The sequence below is a fragment of the Streptomyces sp. NPDC052042 genome, from assembly GCF_044548345.1.
GTDB lineage: Bacteria > Actinomycetota > Actinomycetes > Streptomycetales > Streptomycetaceae > Streptomyces.
In genome coordinates, this window is sequence record NZ_JBIUBU010000004.1 from 161,367 (window position 1) to 185,246 (window position 23,880).

General features: G+C 72.3%; 23 protein-coding genes and 1 pseudogene. 12 read left to right on the top strand and 12 right to left on the bottom strand.

Annotated elements, in window-relative coordinates:
* Positions 1 to 11: 11 nt before the first annotated feature.
* Positions 12 to 584: a rhodanese-like domain-containing protein gene (locus tag ACIHCL_RS10180; RefSeq protein ID WP_399859293.1), complete on the top strand. Its 573-nt coding sequence runs from the start codon at positions 12 to 14 to the stop codon at positions 582 to 584.
* A gap of 83 nt (positions 585 to 667) precedes the next feature.
* On the opposite strand, the gene ACIHCL_RS10185 is transcribed toward ACIHCL_RS10180, so the two are convergent.
* On the bottom strand, positions 668 to 1,963 hold the full coding sequence (locus ACIHCL_RS10185; RefSeq protein WP_399859296.1) for an alpha/beta fold hydrolase: 1,296 nt from the start codon (positions 1,961 to 1,963) through the stop codon (positions 668 to 670).
* 276 nt (positions 1,964 to 2,239) lie between these two features.
* On the opposite strand from ACIHCL_RS10185, the gene ACIHCL_RS10190 reads away from it, so the two are divergent.
* The gene (locus ACIHCL_RS10190; RefSeq protein ID WP_399859298.1) at positions 2,240 to 3,214 is read left to right on the top strand and encodes an acetylxylan esterase; all 975 of its coding nucleotides are present in this window, start codon (positions 2,240 to 2,242) and stop codon (positions 3,212 to 3,214) included.
* Positions 3,215 to 3,468: 254 nt separating this feature from the next.
* On the opposite strand, the gene ACIHCL_RS10195 is transcribed toward ACIHCL_RS10190, so the two are convergent.
* A complete protein-coding gene (locus tag ACIHCL_RS10195; protein WP_399859300.1) occupies positions 3,469 to 3,915 on the bottom strand; it encodes a nitroreductase family deazaflavin-dependent oxidoreductase in 447 nt (148 codons plus the stop codon).
* A gap of 443 nt (positions 3,916 to 4,358) precedes the next feature.
* Between ACIHCL_RS10195 and ACIHCL_RS10200 the strand changes: the two genes are divergently transcribed.
* Positions 4,359 to 5,165 carry an SAM-dependent methyltransferase gene (locus ACIHCL_RS10200; protein WP_399859303.1) on the top strand — a complete coding sequence of 269 codons (807 nt, stop codon included), beginning with the start codon at positions 4,359 to 4,361 and terminating at the stop codon, positions 5,163 to 5,165.
* Between the two features lie 173 nt (positions 5,166 to 5,338).
* On the opposite strand, the gene ACIHCL_RS10205 is transcribed toward ACIHCL_RS10200, so the two are convergent.
* The 4 genes and pseudogenes from ACIHCL_RS10205 to ACIHCL_RS10220 form a co-directional block, all read right to left on the bottom strand.
* Positions 5,339 to 5,848 (bottom strand): DUF664 domain-containing protein, encoded by a 510-nt coding sequence (locus ACIHCL_RS10205; protein ID WP_399859306.1) that lies wholly within the window; start codon positions 5,846 to 5,848, stop codon positions 5,339 to 5,341.
* A gap of 236 nt (positions 5,849 to 6,084) precedes the next feature.
* Positions 6,085 to 6,276: a DUF6381 family protein gene (locus ACIHCL_RS10210; RefSeq protein ID WP_399859309.1), complete on the bottom strand. Its 192-nt coding sequence runs from the start codon at positions 6,274 to 6,276 to the stop codon at positions 6,085 to 6,087.
* 76 nt (positions 6,277 to 6,352) lie between these two features.
* Positions 6,353 to 6,529: pseudogene (locus ACIHCL_RS10215) on the bottom strand (LuxR C-terminal-related transcriptional regulator); the annotation flags it as partial.
* Positions 6,530 to 6,601: 72 nt separating this feature from the next.
* The gene (locus ACIHCL_RS10220; RefSeq protein WP_399859312.1) at positions 6,602 to 7,069 is read right to left on the bottom strand and encodes a hypothetical protein; all 468 of its coding nucleotides are present in this window, start codon (positions 7,067 to 7,069) and stop codon (positions 6,602 to 6,604) included.
* A 331-nt stretch (positions 7,070 to 7,400) separates the two neighbouring features.
* Here ACIHCL_RS10220 and ACIHCL_RS10225 point away from each other — a divergent pair, with 331 nt between their 5' ends.
* From ACIHCL_RS10225 to ACIHCL_RS10235, 3 genes are all read left to right on the top strand, one after another.
* A complete protein-coding gene (locus ACIHCL_RS10225) occupies positions 7,401 to 7,724 on the top strand; it encodes a hypothetical protein (protein WP_399859314.1) in 324 nt (107 codons plus the stop codon).
* Positions 7,725 to 8,138: 414 nt separating this feature from the next.
* Positions 8,139 to 9,197, top strand: coding sequence for a tetratricopeptide repeat protein (locus tag ACIHCL_RS10230; protein WP_399859317.1), 1,059 nt, complete (start codon positions 8,139 to 8,141; stop codon positions 9,195 to 9,197).
* A complete protein-coding gene (locus tag ACIHCL_RS10235) occupies positions 9,194 to 10,246 on the top strand; it encodes a polyprenyl synthetase family protein (RefSeq protein ID WP_399859319.1) in 1,053 nt (350 codons plus the stop codon). The genes ACIHCL_RS10230 and ACIHCL_RS10235 overlap by 4 nt, the downstream gene beginning before the upstream one ends.
* Positions 10,247 to 10,701: 455 nt before the next feature.
* On the opposite strand, the gene ACIHCL_RS10240 is transcribed toward ACIHCL_RS10235, so the two are convergent.
* Positions 10,702 to 10,857 carry a DUF6131 family protein gene (locus ACIHCL_RS10240; RefSeq protein WP_199883202.1) on the bottom strand — a complete coding sequence of 52 codons (156 nt, stop codon included), beginning with the start codon at positions 10,855 to 10,857 and terminating at the stop codon, positions 10,702 to 10,704.
* Positions 10,858 to 11,299: 442 nt separating this feature from the next.
* On the opposite strand from ACIHCL_RS10240, the gene ACIHCL_RS10245 reads away from it, so the two are divergent.
* The 4 genes from ACIHCL_RS10245 to ACIHCL_RS10260 all read left to right on the top strand — a co-directional run bounded on the left by ACIHCL_RS10245 (position 11,300) and on the right by ACIHCL_RS10260 (position 15,458).
* Positions 11,300 to 12,346, top strand: a complete 1,047-nt coding sequence (locus ACIHCL_RS10245; RefSeq protein WP_399859321.1) for an AI-2E family transporter — start codon at positions 11,300 to 11,302, stop codon at positions 12,344 to 12,346.
* A 57-nt stretch (positions 12,347 to 12,403) separates the two neighbouring features.
* Positions 12,404 to 12,772: an ABC transporter permease subunit gene (locus tag ACIHCL_RS10250; RefSeq protein ID WP_399859324.1), complete on the top strand. Its 369-nt coding sequence runs from the start codon at positions 12,404 to 12,406 to the stop codon at positions 12,770 to 12,772.
* 378 nt (positions 12,773 to 13,150) lie between these two features.
* Positions 13,151 to 13,771 carry an L-threonylcarbamoyladenylate synthase gene (locus ACIHCL_RS10255; protein ID WP_399859327.1) on the top strand — a complete coding sequence of 207 codons (621 nt, stop codon included), beginning with the start codon at positions 13,151 to 13,153 and terminating at the stop codon, positions 13,769 to 13,771.
* Position 13,772: 1 nt separating this feature from the next.
* Positions 13,773 to 15,458 (top strand): translation initiation factor 2, encoded by a 1,686-nt coding sequence (locus tag ACIHCL_RS10260; protein ID WP_399859329.1) that lies wholly within the window; start codon positions 13,773 to 13,775, stop codon positions 15,456 to 15,458.
* A gap of 233 nt (positions 15,459 to 15,691) precedes the next feature.
* On the opposite strand, the gene ACIHCL_RS10265 is transcribed toward ACIHCL_RS10260, so the two are convergent.
* Positions 15,692 to 16,072: a hypothetical protein gene (locus ACIHCL_RS10265; protein ID WP_399859332.1), complete on the bottom strand. Its 381-nt coding sequence runs from the start codon at positions 16,070 to 16,072 to the stop codon at positions 15,692 to 15,694.
* A gap of 51 nt (positions 16,073 to 16,123) precedes the next feature.
* Positions 16,124 to 17,878, bottom strand: a complete 1,755-nt coding sequence (gene ctaD / locus ACIHCL_RS10270) for a cytochrome c oxidase subunit I (protein WP_399859334.1) — start codon at positions 17,876 to 17,878, stop codon at positions 16,124 to 16,126.
* Between the two features lie 518 nt (positions 17,879 to 18,396).
* Here ctaD and ACIHCL_RS10275 point away from each other — a divergent pair.
* On the top strand, positions 18,397 to 20,097 hold the full coding sequence (locus tag ACIHCL_RS10275; protein WP_399859816.1) for a GAF domain-containing protein: 1,701 nt from the start codon (positions 18,397 to 18,399) through the stop codon (positions 20,095 to 20,097).
* Between the two features lie 76 nt (positions 20,098 to 20,173).
* On the opposite strand, the gene ACIHCL_RS10280 is transcribed toward ACIHCL_RS10275, so the two are convergent.
* Positions 20,174 to 21,007, bottom strand: coding sequence for a response regulator (locus ACIHCL_RS10280; RefSeq protein WP_399859337.1), 834 nt, complete (start codon positions 21,005 to 21,007; stop codon positions 20,174 to 20,176).
* Between the two features lie 166 nt (positions 21,008 to 21,173).
* Here ACIHCL_RS10280 and ACIHCL_RS10285 point away from each other — a divergent pair, with 166 nt between their 5' ends.
* A complete protein-coding gene (locus tag ACIHCL_RS10285) occupies positions 21,174 to 22,532 on the top strand; it encodes a globin domain-containing protein (RefSeq protein WP_399859341.1) in 1,359 nt (452 codons plus the stop codon).
* Here ACIHCL_RS10285 and ACIHCL_RS10290 read toward each other — a convergent pair.
* Both ACIHCL_RS10290 and ACIHCL_RS10295 read right to left on the bottom strand, forming a co-directional pair.
* Positions 22,483 to 23,208: a vitamin K epoxide reductase family protein gene (locus tag ACIHCL_RS10290; protein WP_399859343.1), complete on the bottom strand. Its 726-nt coding sequence runs from the start codon at positions 23,206 to 23,208 to the stop codon at positions 22,483 to 22,485. The genes ACIHCL_RS10285 and ACIHCL_RS10290 overlap by 50 nt on opposite strands.
* Positions 23,205 to 23,687, bottom strand: a complete 483-nt coding sequence (locus ACIHCL_RS10295) for a hypothetical protein (RefSeq protein WP_399859346.1) — start codon at positions 23,685 to 23,687, stop codon at positions 23,205 to 23,207. Before ACIHCL_RS10295 ends, ACIHCL_RS10290 begins: the two co-directional genes overlap by 4 nt.
* Between the last annotated feature and the right edge of the window lie 193 nt (positions 23,688 to 23,880).

Consider the following 23,880-nt stretch of genomic DNA (forward strand, 5'->3'; position numbering starts at 1 on the left):
GAAAACTGTTCGTGACCAGCACCGCCTCCCTCTCCCCCGCCGAGGCCGCGGCCCGGCTCGCGGAGTTCACCGTCGTCGATGTGCGGGCCCCCGGCGAGTACGCCTCCGGGCACGTCCCCGGCGCGCTGAACGTCCCGCTGGACCACCTCCCCGCAGCCGTGTCGGCACTCAAATCCGCCGCGGCCCGCGGACCGCTGCTGATGGTGTGTGCCTCCGGCGTCCGCTCCACCCGGGCCTGCGACATCCTGGCGGTGGCCGACGTCGACGCCATGACGCTGTCGGGCGGGACCTCGGCCTGGGAGAAGGAAGGCCGCGCTCTCGACCGGCCCGCCGGTGCCCGGACGACCTGGCCGATGGAACGCCAGGTCCGGCTCGCCGCGGGCTCGCTCGTGGTGGCGGGGCTGCTGGCCGGCCTGCGTTTCCCGGCCGCGCGCTGGGTTTCCGCCGGTGTCGGCTCCGGGCTCGTCTTCTCGGCCGTGACCAACACGTGCGGCATGGCGGCGGCGTTGTCGAAGCTGCCGTACAACCGCGCCCCGCGCTCGGCCATGGACCTGGACGCGACGTTGCGGACCATCCAGGGTTGACCTCCTCGCCGTGGCGGAGGGAGCCGGTCGCGCGGAGGCGTGACCGGCTCCCTCCGTCGTGCCGGCGGGTGGGATGCGGTGGGTCAGACCTCGCCCCGGACGAGGGCGAGCAGCCGGTCGAGAACCCTCGGGCCTCCGGCGCGGACCCCGTCGTGCTCGTATTCGTTCGTGACCCAGGTACGCAGCCCTCTGATCGCCCGCGCCGTCCGCAGCGCGTGCCCGGTGTCGACGTACATGTCGTCGTGGTAGACGGCGGCGGCCACCGGCACCTCGTTGGCGGCCAGGCGCTCCCGGTCGTACAGCGGCGCCCAGTCGGTGCGGGCGGCCAGCAGGTGGGCGGTCTCACTCAGCGGGCGCAGCGCCGGGTCGACCTCGAAGTGCCAGGGGTGGATGGACTCGCCGGTGAACAGGACCGGTCCGTCGCCCTCCAGCGCCGCGGCCGCGTCGAACTGCGGGAACTCGGCGCGCACCCGCTCGGCGGACCACCCGGTGGGGCGTTCGTCCTGGCCGTAGATCGCCTCGTGCATCAGCGCGTACAGCGGATGTCCGGCGAACGAGGTGGCCGCGCGCATGGCTTCCTGGAAGGTGTCGGAGAGATCGCTGCCGCGCGGGGTGCGGACGAAGGCGTTCTCCAGCAGGTAGTGCAGCTGGTGGCTGCCGTTGCCGCTGCCCAGCATGATGCCGAGGGACTGGAATCCCTCGGGGGTCAGCCGGTGCCCCGCGTTCTGGGGGCGGTGCTCCGCGAGGTGGGCGGTGATCCGCCGGGCGCGCTCGACGTCCTGCGGATAGCGGGCGTAGTGGGCGGCGACCTTGCGCTCGATCCGGGGATAGGCGGCCCGGTAGACGTCGTCGGCATGGGCGTCGAGCGAGGGCAGTCCGCCGGTGATGAGGGCCGACCTGAGTCCTTCGGGAGCGGCCGACAGATAGTGGACGGTGCAGAAACCCCCGAAGGACTGGCCGAGGACCGTCCACGGCTCGCCTCCGGTCAGCCGGGCGCGGATCAGCTCGCAGTCGCGCACGATGCTGTCGGCCCGGAAGTGCGCGAGGTAGTCGGCCTGTTCGCGCGGGCCGCCGCGCAGCGGCAGGGTCTGCCGGTTGGCCGGCGAGGACAGGCCGGTGCCGCGCTGGTCGAGGAGCAGGACGCGGAACTCCCGCAGGGCCCGGCCGAGCCATGCCTCCGCGCCGATGAAGCGCCGGGCGCCGAATCCGGGACCGCCCTCCAGGTAGACGAGCCAGGGCAACTCCTCGTCGGCCCGGCCGCCGGCCACGGCCTCGCGGCCGAAGATCTCGATCTGTTCGCCGTCCGGATCCGCGTGGTCCAGCGGGACCGTGAAGTAGCGGTCGGTGAAGACCGTGCCGGGGTGCCGGTAACTGCTCACAAGGTGCTCCTGAGTCCGATGTGCCTTCGACAGTTCAGCACACGACCCCGGCGCCGGCCGCCGCGGCCCGTGGTCGCGGGCCCGTGGGCGCGCCCCGCCCGTCCCGCTCCCGGAAGCCGTCCCCTCCCCCGGACCGGGACGCGGTCCCCGGCCCCGCCGGTCCGCCCCCTTGGGCGGGGCCGGACCACGAGGTCGTCGGTCTTCCGGCGCTGCCCGTACGGTGTGACCGACAACCCCACGGGTGACGACTCACCCCCGTGCCGAAGGCGGTTCCCCATGTCCTTGTTCGATCTGTCCATCGAGGAGTTGCGCGACTACCGCAGCCGGTCGGTGGAACCGGCGGACTTCGACGCGTTCTGGGCGAAGACCCTCGACGAGGCACGGTCGTACGATCTCGGCGCCCGGTTCGAGCCGCGCACGGACACGGGGCTGAAGACGGTCGACGTGTACGACGTCACGTTCGCCGGCTTCGACGGTCACCCGGTGAAGGGCTGGTTCGTTCTGCCCACCGGCACCACGGAACCGCTCCCGGTGGTCGTGGAGTTCATCGGTTACGGCGGCGGGCGGGGCCTGCCCCACACCCATCTGCTCTGGGCGTCGGCCGGGTTCGCCCACTTCGTGATGGACACCCGGGGCCAGGGCAGCAGCTGGCTCGTCGGCGACACCCCCGACCCGGTGGGCAGCGCGCCCTCGTTCCCCGGCTTCATGACCCGGGGCATCGAGGACCCCCGTTCCTACTACTACCGGCGCGTGTTCACCGACGCGGTCCGGGCCGTGGAGGCGGCACGCTCGCATCCGCTGACCGACGCGGCGCGCACCGCCGCCGTCGGCGAGAGCCAGGGCGGCGGTATCACCCTCGCCGTCGGCGGGCTGGTACCCGACCTGGCGGCGATCGCGCCGGATGTCCCCTTCCTGTGCGACTTCCCCCGCGCGCTGACCGTGACCGACCGGACCCCGTACCGCGAGGTGGGCAACTACCTCAAGACGCACCGGGGCCGGGCCGAACACGCGAGGACCACGCTCTCCTACTTCGACGGGGTGCACTTCGCCGCGCGCGGCCGGGCGCCCGCGTTGTTCTCGGCGGCCCTGGAGGACATGACCTGCCCGCCGTCGACCGTCTTCGCCGCCTACAACGCCTACGCCCATCCGGACAAGGCCATCGAGGTGTACGAGTTCAACGACCACGAGGGCGGGGGGCCGTTCCAGAAGGCGGCCCAGCTGAGCTGGCTGCCCGGGAAGCTGACCGCCTGACGGGACCCGGGGTCCGTTCGCGTGCGCCGCGGGCCGAGAGGCGCCCCCACGCCCCGGGGTCCGGCACGCCGCCGTACCTCTCCGAGGACGGCGTGCCGACATCGAAGCAGTGCTCCTCGCCCCACAGCCGCGGGGCCCCGGGGCGGGGTCCGGGACGTGTCCGCCGGGTGGCCGCACACGCCCGGCCCCGGGGCCGTGAAGACCGGGCGTCCCGGGAGACGCCGCGCCGATCGCGGCGTCTCCCCCCGTGGCCGTCAGTGCGGCCGGGCCGCCGGTTCCAGGACGATGACCGGGATCTGCCGCTCGGTCCTGTGCTGGTAGTCGGCGTAGTCGGGGAACGCCTCGACCGCGCGCCCCCACCACAGCGCCTTCTCCTCGCCGATGGCCTCACGGGCGTTCATGTCCTGCCGGACCGGGCCGTCCTGGAGCTCCACCCGGGGGTCGGCCACGACGTTGTGGTACCAGACGGGATGGTTGGGGGCCCCGCCCTGCGAGGCGACGACGGCGTATGTGCCGTCGTGCTCGACGCGCATCAGCGGAGTCTTGCGGATCTTCCCGCTCCTGGCCCCGCGGCTGGTCAGGATGACCACCGGCAGGCCCCGCATCATGGTTCCCTCCGTTCCTCCTGAGCCCTCGAACAGCTCGACCTGATCGCGGACCCACTTCTCGGGGCTCGGCTCGTACTCGCCCTGGAGAGGCATGACTTCTGTCCCATCGTCGACGTGCGGATACCGGATCGTCCCGACGCGCGGACGCGGGCGCGTCCGGCTGCCGGGCCCCGCGCAAACCGGCGCGTCCGGCTGCTGCGAGAACTCTGTCATCCCGGGCCCGCGCGAGCCCGGCGGAGCCCGCGTGTCCCGGTGAGGGACGTCCCGAACGGTGTGCCTGCCGGGCTCTCGCCAGGACGTGGACCACCGCGTTCCGGCTGCGCCCGGGGCGCGTGTTCCGCAGGGACCGCGTCCAACACCCTTCGGCCGCAGGGAAGAGGGAAGTCCGCCCCGGCGAACCGCCGCGCGAGACCGCTGTTGAGGGTCCGTCAGCGACCCTCCCCGGAACGCCTCGGCAAGAAGCGCTCGCCCGGCTCCCGCCCCCATCCCTGACCTCGGTTGAGGCAAGCCCTTATGGCATATGTGAAGATCTGGCCATGAGTACATCACCGCAGTCCCCGGCTGACCGGATTCGCACGGACCGGCCCCATTCGGCTCGCGTTTGGAACTACCTTCTGGGTGGCAAGGACAACTACGCCGTCGACCACGAGATGGGCGACATGATCCTCAAGGCGTTCCCGGAATTCGCCGCCATCGCCCGTCTCCAACGGTCCTTCCTCGCCCGCGCGGTGCACTTCCTGACCGCGGAGGCCGGCATACGCCAATTCCTCGACATCGGCACGGGTCTGCCGACGGCGAACAACACGCACGAGGTCGCCCAGCGCGTGGCCCCCGAGTCCAGGATCGTGTACGTCGACAACGACCCGCTCGTCCTGGCCCACGCCCGCGCCCTGCTCACCAGCACCCCCGAGGGCGCGTGCGCGTACATCGACGCCGATGTCAGGGACGTCGACGCGATCCTCGCCGATGCGGCGAACACCCTGGACTTCAGCAAGCCGGTCGGGCTGACCATGCTGGGGATCATGGGGCAGCTGCCCGACGAGGACGATCCGTGGGGGCTGGTGGACCGGCTGCTGGCCGCCCTCCCCCCGGGCAGCTACCTGGCCCTCAGCGACGGCACGAACACGAGTGACTCGCTGAACCAGGCCGTCTCCTCGTACAACGCGAACTCGGCCAGTTCGTACCACCTGCGCAGCCCGGAGCGGATCGCGGACTTCTTCCACGGTCTGGAACTGGTGGAACCGGGCGTGGTGAAGTCGTCCGCCTGGCGTCCGGACCCCTCACTCGGCGGGGCGGACGAGTCGGAGGGCCACGCGGTGAGCGGCGTCGGGCTCAAGGTGTGAGACATCCGGTACCCCGGTGCCGGGACCGCGCGGTCCACGGCCTCGGCACCGGGGAACCGGAGAAGCGGGGAGGACGGTGGTACGAGGGGCCGGTGCGCTCCGCGCCGCCCTGCGACGGGGTACGCCCCCCGTGAGCGCCGGGGGCCACCGCCGGGCCCCGCGCACATGGCGGGCTACCGTCGGGAGAGGACCCCGCGGATGAACTCCGCCTGCCCGGCGTGCTGCAGGTCGTCCGAGATGACGCTGATCAGCCGGACCCCGAGGGTGACCGGCGGTGACCACGCCTCGTCGACGACACGGTTCAGCGATCTGCCGTCGATCCCGCGCACGAAGGCGAGGGTCTGCTCGTGGACGGCGTCGTAATAGCCGAGCAGCAGGGCACCCGACTTCACCTGTACGGCCGCGACGTCTTCGGCACTGTGGCCGTAGCCGGTGGCCGACTCGTCGAAGGGCAGGTCGAAGCGGGCGGCCCAGTCCTGGGCGATCCAGACCTGCTCGGTACCGGCGACGTCCGAGACGTGGTCGTCCTGGACCCGGGTGAGGTGCCAGACGAGCCAGGCGATCGTGTTCGCTCCGTCGTCGAGCCGGGCGTGGAGGTCGGCGCGCGACACGCCCTCGACCGCCGCGTGCACGGTCTCCTGAACGCGGCCGAACGCGTCCGTCAGTAGGTCTGCGCTGTTCATGCCCTCACCATGGCCGCTGCCGTACGAACCCCTCGCCATCGACACGCGCACGGCACCGGCGCCCGATCCGCGGCCGGGCCGTGCGGCGAAGTGCCGCACCGACGATCCTGGCGGCGGGCGCCTGCGCGACGGCGCCTGCGCACCTTCCGCCGCCGCGCCGGGCGATCGGCCGCCTCATGGGCCCATGGGGGTGCGAGCCGTCGCCGCACGGGACACGACGGGACACAAGGCGGGCATCATTCCATGGGGTAGATGTCCCCGCTCGCCATGCCGCTGACCTGTTCGCTCTCCACCTCGATCCTGCGAGCCTTCTCCTTCAGACGCCGGCGTTCCTCGGGGTCGGTGGCGCGCTCGGCGGCCTCCTTGAGGTTCTTCGCCTTGGCGCGCAACTCCTTCACGCGACCACGGTATTCATCCGCATCGCTCATGATCACTCCTTGGATCTGTGAGTGGAGCCGCCTCCGCCACGGAACCAGGTTTCCCGGGACACCGCACCCCAGACCGTCACCCATGCTCCTCCTGCGCGGACGGAGCGCTGCTCATCAGCCCTGCGTCCCGGGCGGCCGGTGCCGCCTGGACGCGGTTTCCCACTCCCAGCGTAGTCAGGATGCGGCTGACGTGGGCTTTCAGCGTGCTCCCGCTCATCCGCAACCGCCCGGCGATCTCCGCCGTTCGCGGCCCCCTCGGCCGGCCCCCGGACTCGCCCCGTCCGGCGTGTGTTCCGTCACGGCCCGCCCCGGGCCCGGCTGACCGTCAGCCCCGGCACCCGCGCCGCCGGCACCGGGAGCGGCGGGTCTCCACCGCACCGGCACGGGCACCGGCGCCCAGGAAGCCGATCCCGATGCCCAGCATCCATGTGTCCTTGGCCAGCGGGATGCCGTTGTGCGTGGGTCTCAGGCTTCCCGGTTCCCGCATACCGGGCAGCCGCAGGTAGAGGCCGAGCAGCCCTCCGGAGAACCCGGTCAGCGCCAGTCCGGCCACACGCGTCGGCACGAACGGGGCGAGCAGGGCCCCGCCGATCGCGACCTCCGACCACGCGAGCATCCGGGTGAACCGGCCGGGCTCGATCCTCTTCAGGAACGGGTAGGCGACACAGGCCATGTCGTGCATGGCCCGGGCAGTCTCCTCGTCCGCGTTCAGCTTGCCCAGGCCGGAGTTCAGGATGAACGCGCCGGTGGCGAGGCGGGGGGCCACATCGCGCATTTCGCATGCAGTCGTCATGGGAGCCTCCGTCGGTCTGGTTCCGGCCCCCCTGCCGGTCTGGATGTCCGGCCCCGTCGAGCTTAGCCAGAAGGCTCCCATGCCGCTTCGCCGGCCGGTGGCGCCCCACCGCCGGTCCCGGCCCCTGCCGCTCGATGCGGCGACGCCCCGGGGCCACGATTCCGGTCGTCGGCCGGTCACCGGCGCCCGACCGCCGCTCCGCCCAACGGGTGATCCCGCCAGAGACGACCGCGCCCCTGTACGAGCGCGGCGCCGCGGGGACCACCCGGTCGTGGGAATCGTCCGCGTTCACGGGCCGCCGCCGATCCTGCGGTCGGGTAATTTCAGCCGGATGACGACGTACTTCCGGAACGAGCGAACGGCAAGGGAGCAACCGGTGCTGGTGCCCGTGCGGTCCCAGGAGGTGGACGAGGGCTACCGGCTGGTCGATCCCAACGGGGCTCTGACGCCCACGGTGGAGCACGTGCAGTGGGTGGACAACCACCCGTCCGGCCCGGACACCCATGTGGTCGTCTCGTTCGAGGACGGTACGGACATCGAGTTCCCGTTCGACGTGCCGCTGACCGCCGTCTGGTACGACGAGCGGCGCCCGGTACGCGGGGCCGATCTCGCCTCGGCCGCCCCCGCCGCATGGGGCAGGCCGCTCGGCCGCTGACGTACGCCCCGGCCGGGAGCCCGCCGGTTCACCGACCAAATCGGCGCCACGCGCACCGGGGCGCGCGGCCTGGTGGCGGCACAGGCCGCGCGTCCCGGCCCCTTCCCGGACCACCGTCCGCCCCCGGCGCCCGGCCGGCCCCCCGAACCGGCCGCCCTGCCCGTGCTCCACGGGTCGGCCGACCGGCCCCGGGACGACCGGCGCTCGCGCGCGCGACAGCAGGCGTTCGAATTCCGTAGCTCCCGGAGCAACCTCGGGCATCCTCCCGCCGTCTTGATCCACAGCAAGGCGGTTCGCCGCACGCGATACAACCCCACGAGTGCCCGGGTGTGACCACCGGACAGCTATGCATCGCGCGTATACATGGCATGTATAGCTGACGGTCGGCGGCCCGGACGCGCGCGAAAGGTCTCCATGCACAGCAAGGCTCTGGCGCCCGAGTATCAGGGCGCGCTCACCAAGATGTCGGTGAACGCCTCACTTACGGACGTACTCGCCCAAGGATTAGGGCACTTGAGGGAGGCGGAGCTCACCGGGTCACAGCAGGAGGTGGCACGGTGCGGGCTCGCGGTGGCCGAGGCGCACCGTCGGCTCGGCCACGTCGAAGAAGCCGATCAGGCGTGGAAGGCCAGTTACCGCGCGGCCCGCGCGGCGGGCGATCAGGGGTCGATGGCGTGGGCGCTGTGGAGCGGCGGGACGCTCGCCCGGCAGCGCGGCCGGCTCAGGCTCGCGTTCCGCCTGCTGGAGCTCGCGGCCGACATGGGCGAACGCGGCGGCGATATCGTGGCCCGCGGGTACTCGCTCGCCGGTCTCGCGGAGACCGGGCGCATCCAGGGCGACTACCGGACCGTCGCGGCCCTGCACGAACAACTGCTGGCGGAGGCGCGCGCCCGGGGCGAGGCCCGCCACACCGTGTGGGCCCTGGAGGGCATAGCCCAGATCCACCGCAACACCGGTTCGCTGGACAGCGCGCTGGCCATGTTCGAGGAGGCGGCCGAGCTCGCCGGAGCAGCGGACGACCGGCGGGGCCGGGCCTGGGCACTGCGCGGCATGGCCGACATCATCTCGCTGCGGGACGACCCGGAGCGTGCCCTCTCCCTGCTCTCGGAAGCCGAACTCGCCTGCTGTGAGATGAAGTTGTCCAGCGCCCTGGCGTACAACCACAAAATGCGCGCCAACGTGCTCTTCCGGGCCCGCCGTTACGAGGAGGCGCGTGAGGTCTACGAGCAGGCGCTCGCCGAGTTCCACGACATGGCCGAACCCCGCGGCGAGGCCCTGGCCCGGCTGGGCCTGGTCAAGTCGCTCGCCCGGCTGGGCCGCGACCGGGACCGGACCGCCGCCGATCTGGACGAGCTGCGCCGCACCCTGGACCGGATCGGCCTGCTCAACGCCCGCGAGATGGTGGACAAGGCCTTCGCCGAACTGGGCGTCGCTCCGGTCGGCGGCGCGGACGAGGAGAGCGGGCGACGATGAGCTCACCGTCCGCGACGTGCGGGCCCACCGCACCACAGACCCTCGGCCGCTGCCGCGACCTGGTCCGCCCGGCGCTCGTGCATGCCGTGCGCCAACTGCACCCGTGGCACGCGGAGATGGCGGCCTTCTCGTTCGGATGGGACGCCGCGGACGGCGGTACATCGCCGGGCTCGCAGGGCAAGGGCGTCCGTCAGACCCTCGCGCTGCTCGCCGCCGAGGCCGCTGGTGCGCCCGCGGAGGATGCCGTGGTCGGCGCGGTCGCCGTCGAGTTGATCCATGTCTTCTCGCTCCTCCACGACGACATCATGGACGGCGACGAGACCCGCAGACGGCGTGCCACCGCCTGGAAGGTGTACGGCACGGGACCGGCGATCCTCGTGGGCGACGCGCTGTTCGCGCTGGCGGTGCGGACGCTGGCCGAGGCTCCCGGCGCGCACGGCGCGGCGGCGGTGCGTCATCTCGCCGCGACGCTGACCGACCTGGTGCGCGGTCAGGCGGAGGACCTGCTCTTCGAGTCCCGCCCCTGGACCGGTCCTGAGGCGGTGCGTCCCCGGGAGTACCGGTGGATGGCCGAGCACAAGACCGGCGCACTCCTCGGCTGCGCGATGGGACTCGGCGGTGTGCTCGCCGGTGCTCCGTCCGCGACCGTCGACGCCCTCGCCCACGCCGGGCGCCACCTCGGGGTGGCGTTCCAGGCCGTGGACGACCTCCTCGGGATCTGGGGGGATCCGGAGGCCACGGGCAAGCCCGTCCACAACGACCTGCGCCGGTTGAAGAAGACGTACCCGGTGCTCGCGGCGCTGGCCTCGGGCCGTCCCTGCGCGGAGCGTCTGGCGGTTCTGCTCGGCACCGGGGACCCGCTCGACGCCGCGACCGCGCGGCGGGCCGCCGATCTCGTCGAGGAGGCGGGTGGACGGGAGGCCACTCTGGCCGAGGCCCACCGGCATCTGGACGGCGCGCGCCGCGGTCTGGAGAGCGTTCCGCTGGCACCGGATGCGCTCGACGAGATCCTCGGGCTGCTCCCGTTCCTCGTCGAACGCTCCGGGTGAATCCGGGGGTGAATCCGGCGCGGACGCGGACGTGATGCCACCGCGGCGCTCCGTCCCGCGCCCGGCACCGGCACCGGCACGGCTCAACGGGCCCTGCCACACGGGCCGGGCCCGGCCCGCGGTCCGGTGCCCGGGCGTCACGGCTCCCATGCCCGCCGGTGCGGCACGCCACGGCGCACCGGCCCGCGACCGGCGCCGGCCGCCCGTAGCGTGCACAGGTCGTGCAGGAGCCCTCGACGTCACGGTCTCACCGGCGGCTGTCATCAGCTCCCGTCAACGACCGGTGTCGACGAGGCCGGGCCGCGATGCCGCGGCCACGGACCCGGCGCGTCGAGAGGATCGCTCCGGTCCCGACGGTGGCGCGGGGAGCCCGGGAAGGGGGTGCAGTCGCCCCACGGTTCCCCGGCCTCCTCGGCGGATTCGGCCGGGCGGGACCACGGGAAGCGGCGGGTCCCCTACCAGTAGTGCCGCCGTCCTCCCACAGCATGCCCCACGGTGCCCAGGACCCAGAGGACGAGCCCTATCACCACGAGAACGATGCCGATGGTCCACAGAATCGAGATGCCCGTCACCAGGCCGAGGATCAGCAGGATCACACCCAGGACGATCATGGAGTCCTCCAATCACGCATCTCAGTCCAGTATGCGCCGCGCCCCGTCGCGGGGTGACACGGAGGCGACGGGGTCGGGGAGACGCGGTGCGGCGGGCGCCCCCGGAAGGCGGAACGGGCGGTGACCGGCTCGCCCCGCCGCCGTACGCCCCGCGTGGGCGGGGCCCGGTGGGCGGGGCCCGGTGGGGGCGGCTCCGCCCGTAGGGTGACTTCCCGCGCATGTCGCCGCACGAGCTCCCCTCGACACGCTCCCTGCTGGTACCAGGAGGGGAATGCCCAGGTCATCGTATCCGCAGCCCGACAGCGCGGCCTCCGGCGGGCCGCCCGGAGGCCGTCGGCCACGGCGTCGTGCCCCCTCCCTCGGGGCGTTGCGCGGCTCGCCCCGCCCTGCGCGCCGGACCACCCGCGCACGTCCCGCACCGTCCCGCGGCTCCGTACCCTGGGTGAACCCCACTCTGCGGACGTGCGCCGCCTACGCCTGGCGCATCCTCGTCGTGGGGGCCGTCGTGTACGGTGCCTTCGCCGTCCTGGGCCGGTTCCACGAGGTGGCGGTAGCCGTCTTCCTCGCCCTGGTCGGCACGGCGATGCTGCGTCCCGTCGCGGACCTCCTCGCCCGTCTGCTGCCGCGGCCGCTCGCCGTCGCCCTGGCCCTGATCGGCAGCATCGTCCTGGTCCTCGGTGTGCTGAGTCTCGTCGGAGAGACGGTGGCGGCAGAAAGCGCCGGGCTGGAAAGGGAGTTCGGCGACGGGCTCGGCCGGATCAAGCGCTGGCTGGAGGCGCCGCCGTTTCGGCTGAACCCGCATGTGCTCGACGGTCTCCAGTCCCGGATCGGCGCGTTCCTCTCCCACCACCGCTCCACCCTGATCAGTACGGCCCTCACCGGTGTGGGACGGCTGGTCGAGGTGGTGACGGTCTTCGCCCTCGCCCTGTTCTGCTCGGTCTTCTTCATCCACTCGGGGGACCGGCACTGGGACTGGTTCTGCACCCAGCTCCCCGAGACGACACGGGACCGGGTGCGGATCGCGGGGCGGGCGGCCTGGCGGACGTTCACCGGGTACACCCGCGGCATCGTCCTGGTGGCGGCGACCAACGCCGTGCTCGTCGGACTGGCCCTGTTCGCGCTCGGGGTGCCGCTGGCGTTCCCGCTGGCACTGCTGGAGTTCTTCGCCGCGTTCGTCCCGCTGATCGGCTCGCCGATCGCACTGGCGATCGCCGCCGTGGTGGCGCTGGCCGCGCAGGGCCCCGTCGTGGCGGCCGTCGTCATCGCGCTGATCGTGGTCATCGGGCAGATCGAGGGCCATCTGCTGCACCCGATCGTGATGAGCTGGGCCGTCCGACTGCACCCCGTGGTGGTCGCGGTCGCGGTGATCGGCGGTGCCATCACGGCCGGGGTGCTGGGTGCCGTGGTGGCGGTACCGCTCGTCTCCGTCCTCTGGTCGGTCCGTCAGGCGCTGCGCCCGGTGGGGGCGTCCGTACGCCCGGCGACGTGAGCCGCCGCAACCCGGCGCCCCTGGGCCGGTCGGAGTCCAACCGGCCCGGGCGGGGAAGTGGTCGCGCAGCCGCGCCGCCCACGCCTCCCACTCGTCCGCACCTGGGTGCCCGAACGCCTGGTCGTAGCGCTGCTGGTGGACGCGGCGGGCGTCTTCATCATGAAGCAGTTCTTCGAGTCGATACCGCGCGAGGTCGAGGAGGCTGCGCGGGTGGACGGGGCGGGAGTGTTCCGGATCTTCTGGTCCGTCGTCCTGCCGATGGCCAGGCCGGCGCTGATCACCCTGACGATCCTGTCGTTCCAGGGGTCGTGGAACGAGTTCACGCACTTTCTCGTCAGCACCCGGTCCGGCCAGTACGAGACGCTCACCACGGGCCCGGCCCGATTTGTCTCGGGCGGGCTGGGGGCGGGACGCAGTACCCGCTGAAACTGGCGGCGGCCCTGCTCTCCACCCTCCCGGTGGCCGTGCTGTTCTTCTGCTTCCAGCTCCACTTCTGCTTCCAGCGCCACTTCGTGAACGGCCAACGCGGGCGCGGTCAAGGAGTGAGCCCCGCGGGGTGCCGCCGGTCCTCCGGCGGCACCCCGGACGCGCGGACGTCCGTGCCCGGCTGGACGGGGCCGCCTGTGCCTCGGGGCTGTCCCGGGCCCGCCGGCGGGGACCGACGACGGGTGCGGCTCCTCGCCGCGTCACCGGAACGCCCGCGTACCGCCGGTACACGGGCGCCACTCCGCCCTGCGACGCACCGCATCCGACGCCATGCGCCGTTCCGCCGCGGATCGACCGGACTGCCCTTAGACTCGGCGGATGGCGAAGTACTTCGACGTCCACCCCGAAAACCCCCAGCAGCGCACCATCCGGTCCGTGGCCGAATCCATCCGGTCGGGGGCGCTCGTCGCATATCCGACGGACTCCTGCTACGCCCTGGGATGCCGACTGGGCAGTCGCGACGGACTCGGCCGGATCCGGTCGATCCGGCACCTGGACGACCGCCACCACTTCACACTCGTGTGCCGGGACTTCGCGCAACTCGGGCAGTTCGTGTACGTCGACAACGACGTGTTCCGCGCGGTCAAGGCGGCTACACCGGGCAGCTACACGTTCATCCTCCCGGCGACGAAGGAGGTGCCGCGCCAACTGCTGCACCCCAGGAAGAAGACCGTCGGCGTCCGGATCCCCGACCACGTCGTCACCCAGGCGCTACTCGCCGAACTCGGTGAACCGCTGCTCTCCAGCACGCTGCTCCTGCCCGACGAGGACGAACCGATGACGCAGGGCTGGGAGATCAAGGAGCGGCTCGACCACGTGGTGGACATCGTGGTCGACTCGGGCGACTGCGGCACCGAGCCGACCACCGTCGTCGACTTCTCCGGCGGCGGGGTCGAGATCGTACGCCGGGGAGCCGGTGACACCTCCCGTTTCGAGTAGCGTGCGAGCGGTCGCTACCCGGCGGGCGACGGGCGAGAAGGCCGTACTGCTGGCTGCCCGGTCCGCCGTGGCCCTGTACCGCCTGCTCGACACCCTCCACGCGTTCTCCGGCGATGAGCGCTTCACCCGTCTCTTCACCCTGGTTCCCGGATCGGATTTCGACGTCGACACCCTGTCCGTGATCGATGCGGTCAAGGGCCGTGTCCTGCCGTGGGAGGAAGCTTGCCGGCGTACCCACGACCTGGTGCTCGCGGCGAGTCCCAAGGGCGAGCTGGACCTGCTCCACGGCGCGCGTGTACTGCTCCCGCACGGGGCGGGGTTCAACAAGTCGATTCCGGGCGAGGGTTCCGCCGACTCCGCCTCCGGACTGGATCCCCGATACCTGCTGCCGGACAGGGACGGCACACCGGTCACCCTGCACACCCTGGCTCATCCCGATCAGGTCGCCCGACTGGCCGCCGTCGACCCCGAGGCCGCCGAACGGGCCAAGGTCGTCGGCGATCCCACCCTGGAACGCATGCTCGCCTCCCTCCCCCTCCGCGACCGGTACCGTGCCGCCCTCGGCACCGGGCCGCGCACCCTGCTCGTGCTCACCTCGACCTGGGGGCCGGAGGCACTGCTCGAACGGCGCCCCGGGCTCCCCGCCGAACTCGCGGACCATCTCCCGTACGACGAGTACCAGTTGGCGCTGATCGTGCATCCCAACGAGCGGAGCCGACTGGGCGAGTACGAGCTGACCGAGCGTCTGGCGCCCGCCCTCGAAGCCGGCATGGTGCTCACCGGCCCGTACGAGGACTGGGCATCCGTCCTGATCGCCGCCGATGCACTGATCACCGATCACGGCTCGACCGCGCTGTACTACTCCGCGGCCGGTGACCGGCCGGCCGTGAGCGTGCACGGCGGCGGTCGCGAGCTGATTCCCGGCAGCCCGATGGACACCCTGCTGCGCCGGATCCCGGAGCTGGGGCCCGCCTCCGACGTGCGCGAGGCACTGGCCGCCTATCAGCCGGGGCCCGGACTCGCCGCGGCCCGGGCCGCGTTCGACCGATGCGGCGAGGCGCTGGAACTGCTGCGGACCGAGGTGTACGCACTGCTCGGTCTCGATCCGCCCCCGTTCGGCGCTCCGCCCCGACTGCTGCCCTCCCCCGCAGGCACCTCCCGTGTGCCCGTCGCATTCGACGTCGACGCCGAGGTCTCCGGCACCGCGATCCGGATTGTCCGTCGGCCCGCCGGGCTCGGTCCGCCCGGGCACCACCTGGCGGTGGAGCACGGTGCCGCGTGCGAACAGCTCTCCCGTTCGGCCGGTCTGCTGTACCGCCGCACGTACCCGCCCGCCACCGCCGTTCCGGACGCGGCGTGGACGGCGTCCGGATGGACCCGGCAGGCCCTGTCCGAGTACCCGGGCTGCCGTTCGGCCGCGGCCGTGCTGTCCCCCGGGTTGTGCGTGCTCCGGATCCGCGGTGTGGACCGCGCCCACGCCGTACTGGTCGAGCCCTGGTCGGTGGACGGCCGCGTCGTGCGCGCCGACCCAGCCGCCGCCCTGTCCGCCGTCCACGCCTGGTTGTCCGGCCGGCGCGTCGTGCCAGAGGACCCGGTCCGGCTGACCTGCCGCATCGGCGACCGGGCCTTCCCCGTCGTGCTCCGCCCGGCCACCGACGAGGAGACCGGGCGGCTCGTCCAGCCGTAGGACCGGGGCCGATCGCATGCGTCCCGTCGGGCCATCACGGCCCCACGGGCTACTCCTCCCGGCCCAGGCCGTTGCGGTTCCGGATGGCGTCCGCGACGGCGCGATGCTCCGCCGCCTCCGAGCCCCGACCCTCGTCGTGGGCCGGCTCCGCGAACGCGTCCGATCGTCCTCAGCCGACACTACCGTGATCTGCCAGGCAGGATCCGGCGCTCTGCCGCTCCGTCACAGCGGGCTCAGCGCTCGTCCTCCGTGTGCCGGGCGGGATCGGTGCGGCGGGCGGGGGCCGCGGGGTGCACCGGCAGGAGGGCGGCCCAGCGGGCCGCCTCCTCGCACTGCTCCTGGCGCCGGAGCAGCCATGAACGGGCGGCCAGGGTCAGGGTGGCGGAGAGTCCGGCGGAACCCACCGTCGCTGCCGCCCACGGGCTGAGTGGTGTGAGCAGCAGGAGCATCGTCAGCCCTGCGGACGCCCACCCGGTCAGCACGGCGGCCGCGGCGGGCCGTCGTGAGACCGGACGGTCCTGGGCCGCGCGCAGATCGATGCACGCGGGCAGGTACCAGACGTGCCCCGATATGCAGAGCACGGCGACGCCGAGCGCCAGGACTCCATGGGACATCGGTCATCTCTCCTTCTCGGGAACGGGGCACGAACCGGTCGTCGACACGGGTCAGTGCGATCCGACGTGGTCGAGTGCGGCGATCTCCGGGTGGTGCAGGTCGAAGGCCGGGGACTCGCTGCGGATGCGGGGCAGGGAGGTGAAGTTGTGCCGGGGCGGCGGGCAGGAGGTGGCCCATTCCAGGGAGCGGCCGTAGCCCCAGGGGTCGTCGACGGTGACCGGCTTGCCGTACTGGGCGGTCTTCCAGACGTTGTAGAAGAAGGGCAGGAAGGCCAGTCCTAGCAGGAACGACCCGATGGTGGACAGGGTGTTGAGGGTGGTGAAGCCGTCGGCGGCCAGGTAGTCGGCGTACCGGCGGGGCATGCCCTGCGAGCCGAGCCAGTGCTGCACGAGGAAGGTGAGGTGGAAGCCCGCCGTCAGCACCCAGAAGGTGATCTTGCCCAGGCGTTCGTCCAGCATCTTGCCGGTGAACTTCGGCCACCAGAAGTGGAATCCGGCGAACATCGCGTAGACGACGGTTCCGAAGAGCGTGTAGTGGAAGTGCGCGACGACGAAGTAGGTGTCGGTGACATGGAAGTCCAGCGGGGGCGAGGCCAGGATGACCCCGGTCAGTCCGCCGAAGACGAAGGTGACGAGGAATCCGGTGGCCCAGAGCATCGGTGTCTCGAAGGACAGCGACCCCTTCCACATCGTGCCGATCCAGTTGAAGAACTTCACCCCGGTGGGCACCGCGATCAGGAAGGTCATGAAGGCGAAGAACGGCAGCAGCACACCGCCGGTTGCGTACATGTGGTGGGCCCAGACGGTGACGGACAGGCCCGCGATGGCGATGGTGGCGCTGATCAGGCCGATGTAGCCGAACATGGGCTTCCGGGAGAAGACCGGGATGATCTCCGAAACGATGCCGAAGAACGGCAGGGCAAGGACGTAGACCTCCGGATGCCCGAAGAACCAGAACAGGTGCTGCCACAGCAGGGCGCCCCCGTTGGCGGGGTCGAAGATGTGCGAGCCGAACTTGCGGTCCATCTCCAGTGCGAGGAGGGCGGCGGCCAGGACCGGGAAGACCATCAGGATGAGGAGGGCGGTCAGCAGCACGTTCCAGGTGAAGATCGGCATCCGGAACATGGTCATGCCCGGGGCGCGCATGCAGATGATGGTGGTGATGAAGTTCACCGCGCCGAGGATGGAACCGAAGCCGGAGAGGGCCACGCCCATGATCCACATGTCGGCGCCGATGCCCGGGGAGTGCGCGGCGTCGGACAGCGGGGTGTAGGCGAACCAGCCGAAGTCGGCGGCGCCCTGGGGGGTGAGGAATCCTCCGGCGGCGACCAGCGAACCGAAGAGGAACAACCAGAACGCGAGCATGTTCAGTCGCGGGAAGGCCACATCGGGCGCCCCGATCTGGAGCGGCATCAGCCAGTTCGCGAAGCCCGTGAAGAGTGGCATGGCGAACAGCAGCAGCATCACCGAGCCATGCATGGTGAACGCCTGGTTGAACTGCTCGTTGGACAGGATCTGCGTTCCGGGGCGGGCGAGTTCGGCCCGCATGACCAGCGCCATCACGCCGCCGATCAGGAAGAAGGCGAAGGCGGTGACGAGGTAGAGCGTGCCGATCTGCTTGTGGTCGGTGGTGGTGAGCCACGAGACGACGAGCCGGCCTCGCGAGGGGCGGCGGCCGGTGATGGTCCCGGAAGCGGTCCCGGCACCGGGACGATCGGGGCCCGGTGCGGGGGCGGACCGGGGCCCGGGGGGCTGGGGGCCGTGTGCGGGAGCGGCCTCGCTGCCCTGCGTTTCCAATGCGTCCACCGGACTGAATCCTCCAGCTGTTGCGGTTGTCCGAGCGTTCCCGGACGTGGGTTCGGTCCGGGAACGGTCGGGAAGATCCGGCGGCTCACGGGGGACGGACGGACCGGACCTTCCCGGCCGCACCATGCTGGTGGTGGGCGGAAGCGCTCCCCAGGGGCCGACGGGCACTTTCCGCAGGGCCGGCCGGCCCCGCCCCGGTCCCCGTACGGGGCCGGTCGGCCCCGTAGCCGCCTCCCCGAGGCGTGCACCGCCCGTCACCCGCCCTGCGGGCTGCCGTAGGCTGACAGGCCGTGGACCGGTTCCAGCCCTGCGGTGATCCGGTGAGCAGATCCCGGCGTGCGGCCCACGCCGTACGGCGCACGGCACCAGAGAACGGCGACCCGATGGAAGAGACAGCACCTTTCGCGACCGGATCCGATTCCGGCGTGCCCTCCCCCGGCGTCGCGGCGGCGGACGGTTCGTCCGGCGGTTCCTGCCCGCGGCATGCGCCGTGGCCGCAGCCGAGCCGGCCGGACCGGATGCGCGGTCTGCTGGACGCCGTGATGGGGCTGGGGCGCGGCCTGGAACTGCCCGAGGTGCTGCGCGGCATCGTGGAGGCGGCGGTGACGCTGACCGACGCGGAGTACGGCGCGCTCGGCATCATCGGGGACGGGCAGAAGCTGCTGGAGTTCCTGCCGGTGGGGATGTCGGAGGAACTCACCGCCCGGATAGGGCAGTCGCCGTGCGGCCGCGGCATCCTCGGCGAGCTGATCCACCACCCGAAGCCGCTGCGGCTCACCGATCTGGGCAGCCACCCGCGCAGCTACGGATTTCCGCCGCACCACCCGCCGATGCACACGTTCCTCGGGATGCCCATACGGGTGCGTGACGAGGTGTTCGGCAATCTGTACCTGACCGAGAAGCGGGGCGGGGCGGGTTTCGACGACGACGACGAGGCGGTGCTGACCACGCTGTCGATCGCCGCCGGGGTCGCCATCGACAACGCCAGGATGTACGACGAGAGCCGCCGCCGGGAGCGACGCCTGGAGGCGCTGGGCGAGATCACCCGTGCCCTGCTGTCGGGTGCGGACGCCGACGAGGTACTGCATCTGATCGCCGAGCGTGCGATGGAGGTGGCGGGGGCCGACCGGGCCGCCGTCCTGCTGCCGTCGGTGCATCCGGGGGCGGCCGTCGCGCCGCAGGGCCCGGTGTCCCCGGGGGCCGAGGAGCGGCTCACCGTCGCCGTGGCCCATGGCCGGGACAGCGACCGGGTGACGGGGCTGTCCGTGCCGGCGTCGGGGTCGCTGGCCGGCCTCGCCGCACGCACCGGGGAGCCCGCGTACTGCGCCGATGTGCGTACCGATCCGCGGGCCCATCCGTTCGGTGACGGTGCCGAGGACGGGCTCGGCCCGGTGGTGGCCGTGCCGTTGCGGGTGGACAGCGGGGCGATGGGCGCGCTGCGTCTGGGGCGGCCGGCGGGGCGTCCGCCGTTCGACGACACCGAGGTGGCGCTCGTGTCCGGTTTCGCCGACCAGGCGGCGATCGCGCTGGAACTGGCCCGTGGGCGGGCCGAGTCCGAGGAGCTCGCCGTGATGCACGACCGGGACCGGATCGCCCGGGATCTGCACGACCTGGCGATCCAGCGGCTGTTCGCGACGGGCATGACGCTGCAGAGCACCACCCGGGCCATCGCGGACCGCCCGGACGCGGCGGAGCGGGTCAGCCGGGCGGTGGACGACCTGGACACCACGATCCGGATCATCCGGTCCACCATCTTCGATCTGCGCACGGCGGACGCCTCGGGGCCCAGCGGGCTGCGGCACCGGATGGCCGAGACGGCCCGTACGGCGGCGCGCGCGCTCGGCTTCCGGCCGTCCGTGCGGATCGACGGACCGGTGGACGCCGCCGTCCCGGACGATCTGGCCGAGCACGTGGTGGCGGTCGCCGCCGAGGCGGTGTCCAACGCCTCCCGTCACGCGGGCGCGAGCCGCATCGACATCGTGCTGTCGGCGGACGACGCGGTGACCCTGACCGTCGCCGACGACGGCATCGGAGTCCCGGACGCCCACACGACCGTTCCCGGATCAAAGGCCCCGGCCGGTGACGGCGAGCGGTCGGCGAGGCGCGGCGGACTGGCCAACATGCGCACTCGTGCGGAGTTGTGCGGCGGCACGCTGAGGGTGGAGCGGCTCGCGGAGGGGGGCACCCGGATCGTGTGGCGCGTTCCGCTCCACGGCTGACACCCCGCAAGCGGCTGTCGCTCGCGGACCTGCGGCGGGTCACGGCGTCCCGCGGCCCCCGCACCGGGGTACGGGCTCAGCCGCGCCGGATCTGGTCGGCGCCCTGGCGGTCCTTGAGCCGGCCGACGAGCATCGCGGCCTGGATCCGGCGGCCGACGCCCAGCTTGGCGAGGATCGAGGAGATGCGGTTCTTGACGGTCTTCTCGGCCAGGAAGAGGCGTTCGGCGATCTCACGATTGGTGAGGCCCTCGCCGATGAGGTCCAGGATCTGGCGTTCCCTGGCCGTGAGCCGGTCCAGTTCCGAGGCCTCCGGCTCCTCGGCGGGGCCGCGTTCGGGGCCCCGGAGCCGGGCCATCACGCGGGCGGTCGTCCGCGGGTCGAGCATCGACGTGCCGGAGGCGACCGTGCGTACGGCGGCGATCAGGTCGGCGCCGTTGATCTGTTTCAGCACATAGCCCGCCGCGCCCGCCATGATGGCGTCGAACAGCGCCTCGTCGTCGTCGAAGGACGTCAGCATCAGGCAGGCCAGGTCCGGCATCAGGGCGCGCAGTTCCCGGCACACCTCGATCCCGGCGTGGTCGCCCCGCGGGTCGTCGCCGAGGCGTACGTCCAGCACGGCCACCTGGGGCCTGCTCGCGGGCACCCTGGCGAGTGCCTCGCGGGCGTCGGACGCCTCCCCGACCACCTCGATGCCGTCCTCGGCCTCCAGCAGATCGCGCACACCGCGCCGCACGACCTCGTGGTCGTCGAGGATGAAGACGCGCACGGGGTCGGCGGACCGCGGCGGGTCCGTGCTCAACGGGGACTTCGCGAAGTCGTTCACACCACGCTCGATCGGCTCGGGGAAAGGATGGGCGACCACCAGTATGTGCGTCCCTCCGCCGGCCCGTGCGGCGGGGTTCCACAGCATGGTTAACAGCATCCGAACAGGGCCGAAAGGCCCTGTGACCAGGGCCGGTCGGCGAGTCGGTGGCGGTGCCATACTGACGCCGCCGAGATCATCGGGGCGCCGCCGACTTCGCCCCCCGTCCCGGCATCCCACCCTCACCGCGTTTTCCCCAAGGAGTCACCGGTCCATGAACACCCCGAGCGAGGATTACCACGCACTGCTCGCGCGGCACGACGCGATGCGGCTGAGGCGGCGCATCCTCTCCCCGACCGGTACGGACTCCGTCGCGCCTCGAGCCGAACGGCCGCAGGCGTACGACGGAACGGAGGACCAGCGGCTGATCGGTGACTGCCTGCCACTGGTCGGCCCGCTGGAGGACCTGATCGCCGAACTGTACCGGGCCCTGTTCGAGCGGCACCCGTACCTGCGGTCGCTGTTCCCGGAGTCGATGGCGTTCCAGCAGGCCCATCTGGCTGAGATCTTCCGTTATCTCATCGGCAATCTGCACCGCACGGACGACATGATCGGCACATTCGAGCAGTTGGGGCGGGACCATCGCAAGCTCGGTGTGCGTCCCGCGCACTTCGAGGCGTTCGAGGCGGCGCTGCTCGAGGCACTGCGCCTGCGGGCGGGTTCCCGGTGGACTCAGATGCTGGAGAACGCCTGGCTGCGGATGCTGCGCCTGGCCGTCTCGGCGATGGTCCGGGGCGCCGACGAGGCGATCGCGGAACCCCCGAGCTGGAGCGCGACGGTCACCGCGCACGAGCTCCGTTCGCCGGATCTCGCGGTTCTGAGGGTGCGGCCCCATCAGCCGTACACCTTCACGGCGGGTCAGTACGCGTCCCTGGAGTCGCCGCTGCTGGAGCAGGCGTGGCGTCCCTACTACCTGGCCCGCGCACCGCACCCGGACGGCGAACTGGAGTTCCACGTTCGGGCCCGTGGCGCGGGCGGTGTGAGCGACGTGCTCGTGCATCACACCCGGGAGGGCGACACCGTACGTCTCGGCGCACCGCGCGGCAGGCTGGCGCTGCCCGGTCACAGCCCGTCCGCCGACGTGCTGGTGATCGCCTCGGGCACGGGGTGGGCGCCGGTGAAGGCCCTGCTCCAGCAGATCGACGCCGAACGGTCCCGGGCGTACCAGGTGCGGCTGCTGCTGGACGGCGCGGCGGACGAGGGCATGTACGACGCGGCGTATCTGGAGGCCTTCCGGCGCGGGCGTTCCTGGCTGACCGTGCTTCCGCCCAGCGGCCCGTTCACGGACCAGGAGCTGCGGGCGCTGTGCGGCGTACCGGGGCGGGGTTCCGGGGATCTCGTACGGCAGCACGTCCTCCTGGCGCTGGCCCCCGAGCTCGCCGCCCCGGACTCGACGGGGGTGGCCGCGGCCCGGCTCGCCGCCGCCGGGGTTCCGGCGGCGTACATCCGTCACGACGGCACGAGCCGCGTCCCGGTCACCGGACCGGGACGCGAGGCCGTCGCGGGCGTGCTCGAACCGGCGGTCACAGAAATGACGCCCAGTACGACCAGAACCGGGTTGCTATCAGCATGACGATGACCAGGCACCAGGTCACCGGCACCACCAGCGGGAACTCCAGCACGGCCGCGACGACGGCACGCGGGGCGGGCAGCACACCGTGGCGCAGGTTGTGCACGGTGGTGTGCCAGAACATGAAGATGGTCGCCACCCACACGAGCATGCACCACAGGCAGAGCGCACCGATGTCGTACAGGGCCTGGGTCATCAGCCACATGCAGAACACGGCGCCGAGGAGGGTGCCCAGGTTCAGGCCCAGCCAGTACCAGCGCCGGTAGCGGGCGCCCGCGAGGAGACCCGCCCCGACGGCCGCCACCACCCCGAACCCGATCAGCCCGAGGAGCGGGTTCGGGAAGCCGAACACCGATGCCTGTTCACTGCGCATCACATCCGTGCAGGAGACCACGGGGCTCAGGGTGCAGGCCGGGACGAAGCCGGGGTCGGCGAGCAGTTCGAACTTGTCGATGGTGATCACGAAGGATCCCAGCAGCCCGAGTGCCGCGGTGACGATCAGCAGCCATCCGAACCCCGGCCGGGCGCCGATCCGTTCCGGCGCCCCGTGCGTCCCCGGCGGGGCGCCGTCCACCGGTGCCGCGCGGTCGTGCGCCCCACCCGCCGGGTGGGGCGCGTCGTCGTGGACGGTCCGGGGACCGGCGTCCGCGGCCCGCGTCCGCTGTGCCGATGCGCTCATGCCGGCCTCCGTCGGGCGCAACCGTCCGGCCATACGACGTCCACGTGGATGCCGCGCGCCCGGGCGAAGGCGACCAGGTGCGCCGTGGCGTCCCGCCCGTCGGACGGGGATCCGTCCCACACGGCGAGCACGGACCGGCACGTCGCCACGACCCGCTCGTCGGCGCCGACGCACGCGTCGCGGTCGGCCGGGTCGAAGGCCAGCAGGCGCACATCCTCGGCCAGGACCAGCAGTTCACCGGCGGCCTGCCGGTCCCGCTCCGGCAGTACCGCCGGGACCGCCCCCTGGGCCGGCAGCAGCACCGTCAGTTTCCGCCCTGCTGCCCGGACCGTGCGGCCGAACACCAGGGGCAGGCCCGCCCCCACGCGCACGAGCGCGGCCACGCCCTCCGCCAGAGAGTCCAGCCGCGCCTTGATTTCCGTCTCCACCAGTTCCAGCGTTCTGCTGTCGAGATCCCTGTGTCCGACGACCGCGATCACCGCGTACCCCTTCTGTGCACCTGTGCACCACCGACCCGACCGAACACTCCGCACACCGCGGCCCGGCCCCGGTTGCCGCCGTGAGGCCGGGCCGGACGTGCGAACCACCGCAGTGAAACCATCGGGGGCGGGGCACCGCTAGGGCCGTTCGGCCCTGGGCCGTTCGGCCCTGGCGGGGCGCAGCGGCACACGA

Bases quoted from the DNA above. Each gene is read 5' to 3' on its own strand.
- ACIHCL_RS10190 (WP_399859298.1), top strand. From the start codon at position 2,240: ATGTCCTTGTTCGATCTGTCCATCGAGGAGTTGCGCGACTACCGCAGC.
- ACIHCL_RS10195 (WP_399859300.1), bottom strand. From the start codon at position 3,915: ATGCCTCTCCAGGGCGAGTACGAGCCGAGCCCCGAGAAGTGGGTCCGC.
- ACIHCL_RS10200 (WP_399859303.1), top strand. From the start codon at position 4,359: ATGAGTACATCACCGCAGTCCCCGGCTGACCGGATTCGCACGGACCGG.
- ACIHCL_RS10205 (WP_399859306.1), bottom strand. From the start codon at position 5,848: ATGAACAGCGCAGACCTACTGACGGACGCGTTCGGCCGCGTTCAGGAG.
- ACIHCL_RS10210 (WP_399859309.1), bottom strand. From the start codon at position 6,276: ATGAGCGATGCGGATGAATACCGTGGTCGCGTGAAGGAGTTGCGCGCC.
- ACIHCL_RS10220 (WP_399859312.1), bottom strand. From the start codon at position 7,069: ATGACGACTGCATGCGAAATGCGCGATGTGGCCCCCCGCCTCGCCACC.
- ACIHCL_RS10225 (WP_399859314.1), top strand. From the start codon at position 7,401: ATGACGACGTACTTCCGGAACGAGCGAACGGCAAGGGAGCAACCGGTG.
- ACIHCL_RS10230 (WP_399859317.1), top strand. From the start codon at position 8,139: ATGCACAGCAAGGCTCTGGCGCCCGAGTATCAGGGCGCGCTCACCAAG.
- ACIHCL_RS10235 (WP_399859319.1), top strand. From the start codon at position 9,194: ATGAGCTCACCGTCCGCGACGTGCGGGCCCACCGCACCACAGACCCTC.
- ACIHCL_RS10240 (WP_199883202.1), bottom strand. From the start codon at position 10,857: ATGATCGTCCTGGGTGTGATCCTGCTGATCCTCGGCCTGGTGACGGGC.
- ACIHCL_RS10255 (WP_399859327.1), top strand. From the start codon at position 13,151: ATGGCGAAGTACTTCGACGTCCACCCCGAAAACCCCCAGCAGCGCACC.
- ACIHCL_RS10265 (WP_399859332.1), bottom strand. From the start codon at position 16,072: ATGTCCCATGGAGTCCTGGCGCTCGGCGTCGCCGTGCTCTGCATATCG.
- ACIHCL_RS10275 (WP_399859816.1), top strand. From the start codon at position 18,397: ATGCGCGGTCTGCTGGACGCCGTGATGGGGCTGGGGCGCGGCCTGGAA.
- ACIHCL_RS10280 (WP_399859337.1), bottom strand. From the start codon at position 21,007: ATGCTGTGGAACCCCGCCGCACGGGCCGGCGGAGGGACGCACATACTG.
- ACIHCL_RS10285 (WP_399859341.1), top strand. From the start codon at position 21,174: ATGAACACCCCGAGCGAGGATTACCACGCACTGCTCGCGCGGCACGAC.
- ACIHCL_RS10290 (WP_399859343.1), bottom strand. From the start codon at position 23,208: ATGAGCGCATCGGCACAGCGGACGCGGGCCGCGGACGCCGGTCCCCGG.